This is a genomic window from Nocardia jejuensis NBRC 103114 (genome assembly GCF_001613145.1).
Classification (GTDB): Bacteria; Actinomycetota; Actinomycetes; order Mycobacteriales; family Mycobacteriaceae; genus Nocardia; species Nocardia jejuensis.
In genome coordinates, this window is the sequence record NZ_BDBU01000025.1 from 1 (window position 1) to 12,000 (window position 12,000).

General features: G+C 68.7%; 12 protein-coding genes. 7 read left to right on the forward strand and 5 right to left on the reverse strand.

Annotated features, from left to right (window positions below):
* From sucB to NJ1_RS20450, 7 genes are all read left to right on the forward strand, one after another.
* Positions 1 to 1,044, forward strand: a 1,044-nt coding sequence (sucB, locus tag NJ1_RS20420; protein ID WP_067696851.1) for a 2-oxoglutarate dehydrogenase, E2 component, dihydrolipoamide succinyltransferase, incomplete at its 5' end; no start/stop codon positions are given.
* A 9-nt stretch (positions 1,045 to 1,053) separates the two neighbouring features.
* Positions 1,054 to 1,953, forward strand: coding sequence for a TIGR01777 family oxidoreductase (locus NJ1_RS20425; RefSeq protein ID WP_067696855.1), 900 nt, complete (start codon positions 1,054 to 1,056; stop codon positions 1,951 to 1,953).
* Positions 1,954 to 2,239: 286 nt separating this feature from the next.
* Positions 2,240 to 2,752: a GNAT family N-acetyltransferase gene (locus NJ1_RS20430; RefSeq protein WP_067697130.1), complete on the forward strand. Its 513-nt coding sequence runs from the start codon at positions 2,240 to 2,242 to the stop codon at positions 2,750 to 2,752.
* A complete protein-coding gene (gene lipB / locus NJ1_RS20435; RefSeq protein WP_084478560.1) occupies positions 2,749 to 3,639 on the forward strand; it encodes a lipoyl(octanoyl) transferase LipB in 891 nt (296 codons plus the stop codon). Before NJ1_RS20430 ends, lipB begins: the two co-directional genes overlap by 4 nt.
* 97 nt (positions 3,640 to 3,736) lie before the next feature.
* Positions 3,737 to 4,777 carry a lipoyl synthase gene (lipA, locus tag NJ1_RS20440; RefSeq protein ID WP_067696858.1) on the forward strand — a complete coding sequence of 347 codons (1,041 nt, stop codon included), beginning with the start codon at positions 3,737 to 3,739 and terminating at the stop codon, positions 4,775 to 4,777.
* A 301-nt stretch (positions 4,778 to 5,078) separates the two neighbouring features.
* Positions 5,079 to 7,268, forward strand: a complete 2,190-nt coding sequence (locus NJ1_RS20445; RefSeq protein ID WP_067696861.1) for an elongation factor G-like protein EF-G2 — start codon at positions 5,079 to 5,081, stop codon at positions 7,266 to 7,268.
* 209 nt (positions 7,269 to 7,477) lie between these two features.
* On the forward strand, positions 7,478 to 8,221 hold the full coding sequence (locus NJ1_RS20450; RefSeq protein WP_174557101.1) for a DUF4191 domain-containing protein: 744 nt from the start codon (positions 7,478 to 7,480) through the stop codon (positions 8,219 to 8,221).
* A gap of 87 nt (positions 8,222 to 8,308) precedes the next feature.
* On the opposite strand, the gene NJ1_RS20455 is transcribed toward NJ1_RS20450, so the two are convergent.
* From NJ1_RS20455 to NJ1_RS20475, 5 genes are all read right to left on the reverse strand, one after another.
* Positions 8,309 to 8,608, reverse strand: coding sequence for a DUF6510 family protein (locus NJ1_RS20455; protein WP_067696867.1), 300 nt, complete (start codon positions 8,606 to 8,608; stop codon positions 8,309 to 8,311).
* Between the two features lie 2 nt (positions 8,609 to 8,610).
* The gene (locus tag NJ1_RS20460) at positions 8,611 to 9,489 is read right to left on the reverse strand and encodes a ferredoxin reductase (RefSeq protein WP_067696871.1); all 879 of its coding nucleotides are present in this window, start codon (positions 9,487 to 9,489) and stop codon (positions 8,611 to 8,613) included.
* Positions 9,489 to 10,088 (reverse strand): sulfite oxidase-like oxidoreductase, encoded by a 600-nt coding sequence (locus NJ1_RS20465; protein WP_067696874.1) that lies wholly within the window; start codon positions 10,086 to 10,088, stop codon positions 9,489 to 9,491. Before NJ1_RS20465 ends, NJ1_RS20460 begins: the two co-directional genes overlap by 1 nt.
* A gap of 122 nt (positions 10,089 to 10,210) precedes the next feature.
* Positions 10,211 to 11,137, reverse strand: coding sequence for an alpha/beta hydrolase (locus tag NJ1_RS20470; RefSeq protein WP_067696877.1), 927 nt, complete (start codon positions 11,135 to 11,137; stop codon positions 10,211 to 10,213).
* 269 nt (positions 11,138 to 11,406) lie between these two features.
* Positions 11,407 to 11,937, reverse strand: coding sequence for an RDD family protein (locus NJ1_RS20475; protein WP_067696880.1), 531 nt, complete (start codon positions 11,935 to 11,937; stop codon positions 11,407 to 11,409).
* Between the last annotated feature and the right edge of the window lie 63 nt (positions 11,938 to 12,000).

Below are 12,000 nucleotides of genomic sequence, written 5' to 3' on the forward strand. Positions count from 1 at the left end.
CCGAAGCCCGCACCGGCTCCGGCCCCCGCCGCCCCGGCTCCGAAGTCCGCTCCGGTTCCGGCCGCGGCGACCCCGGCCGACGAGCCCTCCAGCAACGGCGGCGGTCCGTACGTGACCCCGCTGGTGCGAAAGCTGGCCTCGGAGAACAACGTCGACCTGTCGAGCATCACCGGTTCCGGTGTCGGCGGCCGCATCCGCAAGCAGGATGTGCTGGCCGCCGCGGAAGCCAAGAAGGCCCCGGCTCCGGCCGCTGCCGAACCGGCTCCCGCCGCCGCACCGGCCGCGCCCGCCGCCACCGCGGCCCCGCGTCCGAGCCTGGCGCACCTGCCGGGCACCGTGCAGAAGGCCAGCCGTATCCGGCAGATCACCGCCACCAAGACCCTGGAGTCGCTGCAGAGCACCGCGCAGCTCACCCAGGTGCACGAGGTCGACATGACCAAGGTGGCCGCGCTGCGCAACCGCGCCAAAGCCGCGTTCAAGCAGCGTGAAGGCGTGAACATCACGTTCCTGCCGTTCTTCGCGAAGGCGGCGATCGAGGCGCTCGGGGTGCACCCGAATGTCAACGCCTCGTACAACGCCGATACCAAGGAGATCACCTACCACTCGGTGGTCAACCTGGGCATCGCCGTGGACACCGACCAGGGTCTGCTCTCGCCGGTCATCCACAACGCGAACGACCTGTCGCTGGCCGGCCTGGCACGCGCCATCGCCGATATCGCCAACCGCGCTCGCAACGGCGGCCTCAAGCCGGACGAGCTCTCCGGTGGCACGTTCACCATCACGAACATCGGTTCGCAGGGTGCGCTCTTCGACACCCCGATCCTGCTCCCGCCGCAGGCCGGAATGCTGGGCACCGGCGCGATCGTCAAGCGCCCCATGGTGATCGCGGACGACGGCAACGAGTACATCGGCATCCGCTCGATGGCCTACCTGCCGCTGACCTACGATCACCGCCTCATCGACGGCGCCGACGCGGGCCGTTTCGTGAGCACCATCCGGCATCGGCTGGAAGAGGCGGGCTTCGAGGGCGACCTCGGCCTGTAGGAAGTACGAATGAAGGTCGTGATCGCCGGTTCGTCCGGGTTGATCGGGACGGCGCTCGTCGCGGCACTGCGCCGCGACGGGCACCAAGTCACCCGTCTGGTGCGCCGTCCCGTCCGTGCGCGGGATGAGTTCACCTGGGACCCATCCCGAGCCGACCTGAACGAACGGGCGCTGCGCGACGCCGACGCCGTGGTGAATCTCTGCGGCGCGGGCATCGGGCAGCAGCGGTGGACCGGCAGCTACAAACAGGAGCTGCGCGACAGCCGCATCGTCCCGACCGACGTGCTGGCCGCCGCGGTCGCCGCCATGGGGGTGCCGACGCTGGTGAACGCCAGCGGAGTGCACTACTACGGCGGCGACAGCGGTGACCGCGTCGTCACCGAGAACTCCTCCGCCGGAACAGGATTCCTCGCGAGCCTGTGCGTGGACTGGGAGGACGCCACCCGGGAGGCTTCCGAGGCCGGGGTGCGCACCGTGCTGCTGCGTTCGGCGGTGGTCATGGCACGGCACGGCGGAATGCTGGGGATGTTGCAGCCGCTGTATTCCCTCGGATTGGGCGGCAGGCTCGGCAACGGGCGGCAGTACGTGCCGTGGATCTCGCTCGACGACGAGGTCGGCGGAATCGTCTTCGCCCTGAACAACGAAACCGTCTCCGGCCCTGTCAATCTGGTCGGGCCCGCGCCGGTGACCAACGCGGAGTTCACTCGTGCGCTGGGTCGCGCGCTGCACCGGCCCACTCCCCTGCCGATCCCCGCGTTCGCGCTGAAGCTCGCCGTCGGCGAGCTCGCGGAAGAGGGAATCCTGCACGGCCCCAGGGCAATTCCCACCGTCCTGGAAGAAGCCGGATACGACTTCCGGCATCCCACCATCGGCGCGGCCCTGGCCGCCACGATCGGCCGCCGTAGCTGAGTCGCGGCATCGGGGTCGTGCCCCCCGGGGCAATCGCCCTCTCGATGGACGCGCCGATTTCGCGAGCGCGACGTTCCGGCACCGATCGGCACGCCACGATGCACCGCGTCATAGCGATCGCCGGGCCGCCCGGCCGATATCCCGCAGTCGTGCACACCGACCACCGATGCGGTTGTGTAACCGGCGTGCCGCGTGGGTGTGTGACCGGCGCGATACAGGTCACAGGGGGTGCGGGGATAGCGTGTGGGGCGTGAGCAACGAACCATCGGTGATTGCGCGAGCGGATCTGCTCGTGCGGGACGCGCGTGAGGGTGATCTGCCGGAGATCCTGGTGATTCACAACCTCGCCATCGCGGAGACCACTGCCATCTGGGATACCGAACCCGCTGAGCTGAGCGAGCGGCAGGCGTGGTTCGACGCGCGCGCGGCGGCGGGCTGCCCGATTCTGGTCGCCGAGATCGACGGGGCCGTCGCGGGATACGCGAGTTACGGGCAGTTCCGGCCGAAGTCGGGATATCGGTTCTCGGTGGAGAATTCGGTGTACGTGGCGGATCGATTCCAGCGGCGGGGTGTGGCCGGGGCGCTCATGACCGAGCTGCTGGCGCGGGCGCGAAAGTCGGACGTGCACACCATGATCGCGGCCATCGAATCGAGCAACACCACCTCGATCACCCTGCACGAGAAGTTCGGGTTCCGGATCACCGGGCAGATGCCCGAGGTGGGGTACAAGTTCGGGCGCTGGATGGATCTGACACTGATGCAGATCGTGCTCGACGATGGCGTAACGTCGCTGTCGTGAGCGAGAGCACCACCGCCGCCCCGAGCACACCGGCCGTCACCACGGCCTCAGGCTCCGCCGCCGATACGGCCCGCGGCCCAGTACCTACTTCCGATCAGACCTCGACTTCAGGTCGGGCAGCGCCTCCCGGCTCCTCCGGTGCGACAGCGACCTTTGCGGGCGCGACAGCTTCCGCCCGCCTCGACAGCACTCCCCTGGTCATCGAGGATCTGGGTCTGATCGACTACCGGGCAGCGTGGGAGCGGCAGCGCGAGATCGCCGCCGAACGCGCCGAGGGCTCGGGTCAGGATCGCCTGCTGCTGCTCGAGCATCCGTTCGTGTTCACCGCGGGCCGGCGCACCGAGGCCGCCGACATGCCGATGGACGGCAGCCCGGTGATCGAGGTGGATCGCGGCGGCAAGATCACCTGGCACGGGCCGGGGCAACTCGTGGGTTATCCGATCATCCGGCTCGCCGAACCGGTCGACGTCGTCGCGTACGTGCGCAGGCTCGAGGAAGCGCTGATCTTCGTGTGCGCCGGGTTCGGACTCGAGACCGGCCGGGTCGACGGCCGCTCCGGAGTCTGGCTGCCCGCCACCGACTATCTACCCGAGCGCAAGGTCGCCGCGATCGGTGTGCGGGTGCAGCGCGGGGTCGCCATGCACGGCATCTCACTGAACTGCAATTCGACGCTGGACGGTTTCCAGGCCATCGTGCCGTGCGGAATTCGCGACGCCGGAGTCACCACGCTGAGCCGGGAACTGGGCCGCGAGGTGACGGTGTCCGAAGTTCGCCCGCTGGTCGCCGATGCCATCCTCCGGGCCTTGGACGGCGACCTTCCGGTCACCCGGCACAGCGTCGCGCGACCGGTCCCGGCCGCCGAGAAGGTGCCCGCCGAAGCCGAATGATCACGAGCGTAGGGTGGACAAAGTGACCTCCGTCGATACCCCGACACCCGATAATCCAGCCGGAGCTGAACCGACAGCGACGGTCCCGGACCCCTCCGTGGTTACGCAACCCGCCGCCCCCGGAGCCAACGCTTCGCTCGCGGCCGGCCGCAAGCTGCTGCGCATCGAGGCCCGCAACGCCGAGACCCCGATCGAGCGCAAGCCCAAGTGGATTCGCACCAAAGCCACCATGGGGCCGGAGTACACCGAGCTCAAGGGTTTGGTGAAACGCGAAGGGCTGCACACGGTCTGCGAGGAAGCGGGCTGTCCCAACATCTTCGAGTGCTGGGAGGACCGCGAGGCCACCTTCCTCATCGGCGGTGAACAGTGCACCCGCCGCTGCGACTTCTGCCAGATCGCCACCGGCAAACCCACCGCACTCGATCGTGACGAGCCCCGGCGCGTGGCCGAGAGCGTGCAGGCCATGGGGCTGCGCTACTCCACCATCACCGGTGTGGCCCGCGACGATCTCGAGGACGGCGGCGCGTGGCTGTACGCGGAGACCGTTCGCGCGATCAAGCGGCTCAATCCGAGCACCGGCGTGGAGTTGCTGATCCCGGACTTCAACGCCGTGCCCGAGCAGCTGGCCGAGGTGTTCTCCTCGCGTCCGGAGGTGCTGGCGCACAATGTGGAGACGGTGCCGCGCGTGTTCAAGCGCATCCGGCCCGCGTTCCGGTACGAGCGCTCGCTCGCGGTGATCACCGCGGCGCGTGAGGACGGACTGGTCACCAAGTCCAACCTCATCCTCGGCATGGGCGAGACGTTCGAGGAAGTCACCCAGGCCATGCAGGATCTGCACGACGCCGGAACCGACATCCTCACCATCACCCAGTACCTGCGGCCCTCACCGCTGCACCACCCGGTCGACCGGTGGGTGAAGCCGGAGGAGTTCGTCGAGCACTCCGACGCCGCGACCGCGATGGGCTTCGCCGGTGTGATGGCGGGGCCGCTGGTGCGCTCGTCGTACCGCGCCGGTCGCCTCTACGCGCAGGCGATGGCGCACCACGGCCGCGAAATCTCCCCGGAGATGGCACATCTCGCCGAGGGCGGCACCGCCAGCCAGGAAGCCACCAGCGTGCTCGCGCGCTTCGGCTCGTAGATTTCCCGACGACACCGCAACCGCCGCCGAAGATTCCCGATCGGACTTCGACGGCGGTTGTGTGCTGTCCGGGTGGATGCGGGGACGCACTCGCCGGCGGTCCAGCGGCATTTCGACCGCCGAGCAATCACCGCCGCGAGGTCGCGGACTCTAGTTCCCACGCAGTTCGGTCAACGTTCCGCACCGGGTCGGCTGCTCGTCGACCGGGTGTCACGCGCATCGGATCGGGCGAATCGTGGACGGGACGCGGGTGCCGGTGGGAAGCTCGAAGCACGGCACGAATCGATCTCGGAGCGAGCCAATGGTCGAGCGAACGACGGCGTCCTCGGGCGTCAACGGCAGAGTCTTCACGGCCGAAAGACCGGACGACATACGGAATGTGGCGCTGGTCGGCCACAGCGGATCGGGCAAGACCACGCTGGTGGAAGCCCTGGCCGTGGCCACGGGGGCGGTGGTGCGAGCCGGGCGCGTGGAGGACGGCACCTCGGTCTCGGACTACGACGACATCGAGCAGCGACAACAGCGTTCGGTGCAATTGTCGGTGGTGCCGATGGCCTGGGAGCGGATCAAGGTCAATCTGCTGGACACACCCGGGTACGCGGATTTCGTCGGGGAACTCAGGGCCGGTCTGCGAGCAGCGGACGCGGCCCTTTTCGTGCTCTCGGCCGCCTCGGGCGTGCAGGGAGTCGGCGGTGCGACGCGGGCGCTGTGGGAGGAATGCGCGGGCGTGGGCATGCCGCGGGCGATCGTGCTCACCCATGTGGACACCGCGCGAGCCGATTTCGACGAGATGACCGAGACGTGCCGGGAGGTACTCGGCGGCGGAGTCTCGGAATCGATACTGCCGCTGCACCTTCCGGTGTACGGGGACAAAGGCGGGGACGGCCACCGGCCGGTCGTCGGGCTGATCGATCTATTGACCCAGCACGTCTACGACTACGCGAGCGGGGAGCGCCTGGAAACGCCCGCGGACGACGAGCAACGAGAGGTGATGCGGGAGGCGCGCGATCGGCTCATCGAGGGGATCATCGCCGAGAGCGAGGACGAGACTCTCATGGACCGCTACCTCAGCGGCGAGGACATCGACCTGGGCACGCTGGTGCGGGATCTGGAGAAGGCCGTGGCGCGCGGCAGCTTCCATCCGGTGCTGATCGCCGCACCGCCGCCCGAGGGTGCGCGGCAGGGACTCGGGACGGTGGAGATCCTGGATCTGATCACGCGCGGATTCCCCACTCCCGCTGAGCATCCGGTGTCCGCGACGAGCATGAACGGGAAGGTCTCGGCGCTCACGTGCGATCCACGCGGTCCGCTGGCGGCCGAGGTGATCCGAACCGCCTCGGACCCGTACGTGGGCCGAATGTCGCTGGTGCGAATCTTTTCCGGCACCCTCACCGCCGACGACACCGTGTACGTGTGCGGGCACGGGCCGACCGAGACCGGCATCCACGATTCCAGCGAGCGGGTCGGCGCGGTGTCGGCTCCGTTCGGCAAACAGCAGCGCCCGCTGGGGCAGGCGATCGCGGGCGACATCGTGTGCGTCACCAAGCTCTCGCGCGCCGAGACCGGAGACACGCTGTCCGCCAAGGACTCTCCGCTGCTGATCGAGCCCTGGCACATGCCCGATCCGCTGCTGCCGGTTGCGATCGAGGCACACAGCAAGGCCGATGAGGACAAGCTCTCCCAGGGGCTGGCTCGGCTGGTCGCGGAGGATCCGACGGTGCGGCTGGAGCAGAACCCGCACACCCATCAGCTGGTGCTCTGGTGTCTGGGCGAGGCGCATCGGGAGGTCGCGCTGGAGCGGCTGCGCGCACGGTTCGGCGTGCAGGTGAACGTGATCGAGCATCAGGTGGCGCTGCGGGAAACCTTCGCCACCAACGGTTCCGGCAAGGGCAGGCATGTGAAGCAGTCCGGCGGGCACGGGCAGTTCGCGATCTGTGAGATCGACGTCGCGCCGCTGCCGGAGGGGTCCGGAATCGAGTTCGTGGACAAGGTGGTCGGGGGCGTCGTGCCCCGGCAGTTCATTCCGTCGGTGGAGAAGGGCGTGCGCGCCCAGGCCGCGCGGGGTATCACCGCAGGGTATCCGCTGGTCGATGTGCGGGTGACGCTGCTGGAGGGCAAGGCGCATTCGGTCGATTCCTCCGATGCCGCCTTCCAGCTGGCGGGCGGTCTCGCGCTGCGCGAGGCCGCGGCCGGAGCGCGGATCAGCGTGCTGGAACCGATCGACGCGGTGCGGGTGGTGGTCGCCGACGACTATGTGGGATCGATCCTGGTCGATCTGTCCAGTCGTCGCGGGCGGGTGCTGGGCACCGAGCCGGTGAGCCTGGGCCGCACCGAGATTCGCGCCGAGGTCCCGGAACTGGAACTGAACCGCTATGCCGTGGACCTGCGTTCGCTGGCCCACGGCGCGGCCACCTTCACCCGCAGCTACGCCCGCCACGAGGCGATGCCCCAGCAGTTGGCCGACGGCGTTCGAGCCAAGGCGAAGAGCTGAGCCCGGCTCCATCCGAAAACCGCACCGGGTGATTCAGGAGATCAGATTCGGACGAGTCCGACCAAAACGACGGCGCGCCGGTCGGGGGTGTCGCGGGCGCGTCGAATCCGTGTCCCAACCCCTGGGATACAGCCCGAACCAGACCAGTCGGTCACGCCACGGACGGTCCAGTCGCGACCACGCGCCGCCCGGCCACTATTCTGGACGGCATGGCAGCAGGTAAGGGCGGTACTCCGTCGAAGGAAGCCAAAGCAGCGGCGAAGGCGGCGCGCAAGCAGGCATCGAAGGAACGTCGCCAGCAGCTCTGGCAGGCGTTCCAGATGCAGCGCAAGGAAGACAAACTCCTGCTGCCGCTGATGATCGGCGCGTTCCTCGGCGTGACCGTGCTGTTCCTGGTGATCGGCCTGATCTTCGGACTGCAGTGGTTCCTGCTTCCGGTCGGTCTGCTGCTGGGCGGGCTGGCCGCGTTCATCCTCTTCGGACGGCGCGTGCAGAAGAACGTCTACGCCAAGGCCGAGGGCCAGGCGGGAGCGGCGGCCTGGGTGCTGGACAACCTGCAGGGCAAGTGGCGGGTCACCCCGGGCGTCGCGGCGACCACCCAGTTGGACGCCGTGCACCGCGTGATCGGCCTGCCCGGCGTGGTGCTCGTGGCCGAGGGCTCGCCGTCGCGGGTGAAGTCGCTTCTCGCGCAGGAGAAGAAGAAGGTCTCGCGGATCGTCGGCGACACCCCGATCTACGACGTGATCATCGGCACCGAGGGCGACCAGGTCTCGATCAAGGACCTGCAGCGCTACCTGACCAAGCTGCCGCGCAATATCGACGCCAAGCGCATGGACCTGATCGAGGGACGGCTCTCGGCGCTCGCGACCCGCGGCGGCCCGGCGCTGCCGAAGGGTCCGCTGCCCGGCGGCGCGAAGATGCGCGGCGTGCAGCGCTCCATCCGCCGCCGCTGACACTCGGCTCCACGAAGCCCGCGTCCAACTTGTGGACGCGGGCTTTTTCATGCGGTGAGAGTGGCCGATGGCTCCCGCAGCGATCGATCACTCGGGCACGGGCAAGCAGATCGACGCGCCCGCACCGAGGTCGAGCCAGCGTCCTTCGGGGGTTGTCGTGATGCGGAGGATGACCGTCGAGCAGTGTGCGCAGCGGGCGATGGTCCCCGGACAGTCCAGGTACACCAGGGCGCGAGCCAGGGGCTCGATCACGCCGCAGCCGCCGCAGCGGCAGCCGCAGCCGGTGGGGTCGGTGGCGAAGATCTCGGACAGTGTTCCGGCCAAGGCGTTTCCGTCGAGATAGTGCTCCTCGCCGGTGCCGCTCGCATACGTGTAAGGGTTCGGCATGGCTACTTCCCCGTCGGTCCGAAGCGTTCGGTTCTGATCATGGCCGGGTCGTGTCCGGCGGATACCAGTGCGGCGGCGGCGAATTCGACGAACGGCGTCGGGCCGCAGACGTAGCAGGTGACCTCCGAGCCGGGCGGCAGCGACCACTGCGCGATCTCCTCGGCCGTGAGCCGCTGCGCCGGGCGCTCGAATCCCGGTGGGGCGCTGCGGGTGTAGGCCAGGAAGACATCGATGCCATCGGGCCCCGACTCGGCGAGGTGAACCGGCCCGCCGGATCCGGGGGTTGTCCCACGGCTGCTCTCGCCGACGAGAATCGCACTGTCGACAGCGGCCCTGTCGGCCGGGGCCGCGCTGCCGATCAGCCGTGCCGACTCGGTGCCGATAGCGCTCGAGGCGGACCCGGGCGAGGCGGTCAGTTCCTCGCGGTAGTACAGATCCTCCGGATCGCGCAGGGAGTAGATCACTCGGAACGGGTTGGGGGCGGCGGACTTTCGGCGGGCTCGCAGCATGGCGACGAGCGGGACGATGCCGGAGCCGCCCGCGATGAGGACGGCTGGACCACCGCGGTCGGGGCGCCAGACGAACCAGCCGCCGACCGGGCCTCGGACTTCGATGCTCGCGCCGATCGGGAGGCCGTCGACGAGGTAGCCCGAGACTTCCCCGTCGGGGACGCGCTGGACGGTGAGTTCGATGAGGTCGCCGTCGGCCGGTGCGGCGAGGGAGTAGCTGCGTTCGGCGTGATAGCCGTCGGGGGCGGTGAGGCGCACGTCCATGTGCTGGCCGGGGAGGTGCCCGGGCCAGGCGGGGACGCGCAGGGTGAGGGTGCGGGCGGAGGGGGTTTCGAAGCGGGCGGCGACGAGTTCGGCGGGCTGCCAGCGCATCAGTCGCCCTGGTAGCGCTGCTCGCGCCACGGGTCGCCGTAGCTGTGATAGCCGGCGGCCTCCCAGAATCCGGGCTCGTCCTGGTCCAGGAGGCGAATGCTCTTGACCCACTTGGCCGATTTCCAGAAGTACAGGTGCGGGACCAGCAGGCGAGCGGGGCCGCCGTGTTCGGGATGCAGGTCCTGGCCGTCGAAGGTGTGCACGATCCAGGCTTTGCCGTCGGTGAGGTCCTCGAGCGGCAGGTTGGTGGTGTAGCCGCCGTAGCTGGTGATCATCGCGTATTCGGCCTGGGTGTCGACGTTCTCGAGGAGGTCGTCGAGCGAGACGCCCTGCCAGTCGGTGTCGAGTTTGGACCAGCGGGTCACACAGTGGATGTCCACGTGCGGGCGCGACTGCGGCAGCGACATGAATTGCGGCCAGCTCCAGCTGTACTGGCGGCCCGATTCATCGGTGACCGAGAACTGCCAGCGGTTCAGGTCGACCGTGGGCGTCGGCCCGGTCGAGAGCACCGGGAAATCCTCGGTCAGGTATTGGCCGGGTGGTAGCCGGTCGCTCTTCGGGCGTGGTCTGCCCTGGAACCCGGGCGAAAAAACACTCATCCGATCGCTCCCTCCGACTCAACGGCAGGCGTCCGATCGACACGGGCACCCGATCGGAACTGGGAGTCAGACTACGCCGCAACCTCGGATAACGGGCGATTGCGGCAGGGGCATCCGGATGCTCAGCCGACGTGGCGGCCCAGGAAGCGCACCACGTCGGGAGTGACCGTGCGCCAATACTCCTCGGTGTGCGCACCGGGGCTGACCTGGCCGACCTCCAGCCGCGCCGAGCCGATGAACTGCCGGCAGCCCTCGATGAACCGATCGTGATCGCCCACCCACAGGCCCGTCGGGGACGGCCCGAGCTTGTCGATATTGCGCAGCGGATCCAGCGAGGTCCACTGCTCCTGGTCGGTGAAGGCATTGCGCTTGGACATTTCCGACCAGTTGGTGATCAGGCCGGGTGAGATGGTCGCGATGGCGTTGGCCGGACGTCCGCGCTCGGTGCGGCGGCGCCCGTACAGCAGCGCGCCGAACCCGCCCATGGAGACACCGGTGCAGGCGAACGGTTCGCCGCCCGGTCCGCCGAGCCCGCGCGCGGCCAGCCAGCCGGGGGCCTCGTCCAGCAGCATGCTCATCGGATCGTCACCGGAGTAGTGCTCGTGCCAGTAGTTGTCGCCGCCGTCGACCGCGAGGAAGCCGAACGCGGGGACCAGCCGGGTCGCGACCGCGGCGGCCAGGATGTCGGCGAGCCCGCCGACCGCGGCATTGCGCGCGTTCCCGTGCAGACCGTGCAGCATCAGCGACATGGGCAGCCCCTGGGTGGGCACGCCCGGCGGCAGGATGGTGACGATGTCCACCTCGCGCGAGCGAGCCGCGGAGTACACCCGTTCGGTGCGGATCAGCGGCTCGATGCCGATGGAGGCCGGCGCGACCCCGTTCGGAAGTCGATCACCGTGCAGGGTCCGCGACACACCGTCCGTACCGGGAGTGGCGTTGACGCCCGCACTCACCGCCGCTCCGGCCGCGACCAGGCCCAGCAGGCCTGTGGACGCCAGCAATGACCGACGGCCGATCTTTCGAACGGTCGCGCGGTGTTCCTGGTCCATGGATCCTCCATCAGCACATCAACAGCTATCCCTCATCACGAGCGCATACGCTGCACGACGAAGAACGGCCGCCACGATACCGATCGAAAGCAACACAGGGTGAACGTTCGGCAACATCTGGCACCAGGGTGCACAAGCGCACCATGGGTAATCGACATCGAACCCATGATCGTTATAGATGGCGACTATTGGAATCCCGACGCGCCGAATTACGGGCATCGATATGGATGCCCGGAAGTAACCGGATCACAGGTCCGGACGAGTGCGGATCAGCGGCTGCGAACCAGGCCGGTGCCGGTGGCGCGGTCGTGCATGCCACGGCCGTCGGCATCGGTGAACAGGGCCGGAACCACGAAGACCAGGATGGCCTGACGAGCGAGCGCCCGGACGAAACCGACCGGCGCCGCGATATCGACCCGCGCGACCCTCAGTTTCAGGAAGTACTGGCCCGGTGTGAAGCCGAACAGCGTCACCGCGCCGACCCCGAGCACGAACCAGACCAGCAGGGTCGGCGTGGACAACGAGCCCATCACGACCACGAAGTTCGAGGGCGGCTGCTGACCGGGGGCGAGATCCATCTTGGAGATGATCCTGTCCGCATCCGGCCGCACGATGATCGCGGCCAGACCGATCGAAATGAACCAGTCGACCACCAGCGCCGCGATCCGGCGGGCCATCGGAACGAGCGCGCCGACACCCGCTTTGGGGAGTCCGAGATCCTTGCCGGGATAGTCACCGGGCGATGCTTCTCCGGGATCACCGTTCGGTCCGGACAGCCAGGAACCGGTCATGCGCGCCATGAACCCAGCTTATGCGTCCGGTTTTCCGGCCTTCCGCACCCCATGCGGGACGTGACGCGCGCA

Coding starts and splice junctions, on each gene's coding strand:
- NJ1_RS20470 (WP_067696877.1), bottom strand. CDS start 11,137: ATGGACCAGGAACACCGCGCGACCGTTCGAAAGATCGGCCGTCGGTCA.
- NJ1_RS20475 (WP_067696880.1), bottom strand. CDS start 11,937: ATGGCGCGCATGACCGGTTCCTGGCTGTCCGGACCGAACGGTGATCCC.
- NJ1_RS20450 (WP_174557101.1), top strand. CDS start 7,478: ATGGCAGCAGGTAAGGGCGGTACTCCGTCGAAGGAAGCCAAAGCAGCG.
- NJ1_RS20445 (WP_067696861.1), top strand. CDS start 5,079: ATGGTCGAGCGAACGACGGCGTCCTCGGGCGTCAACGGCAGAGTCTTC.
- NJ1_RS20465 (WP_067696874.1), bottom strand. CDS start 10,088: ATGAGTGTTTTTTCGCCCGGGTTCCAGGGCAGACCACGCCCGAAGAGC.
- NJ1_RS20425 (WP_067696855.1), top strand. CDS start 1,054: ATGAAGGTCGTGATCGCCGGTTCGTCCGGGTTGATCGGGACGGCGCTC.
- NJ1_RS20460 (WP_067696871.1), bottom strand. CDS start 9,489: ATGCGCTGGCAGCCCGCCGAACTCGTCGCCGCCCGCTTCGAAACCCCC.
- NJ1_RS20455 (WP_067696867.1), bottom strand. CDS start 8,608: ATGCCGAACCCTTACACGTATGCGAGCGGCACCGGCGAGGAGCACTAT.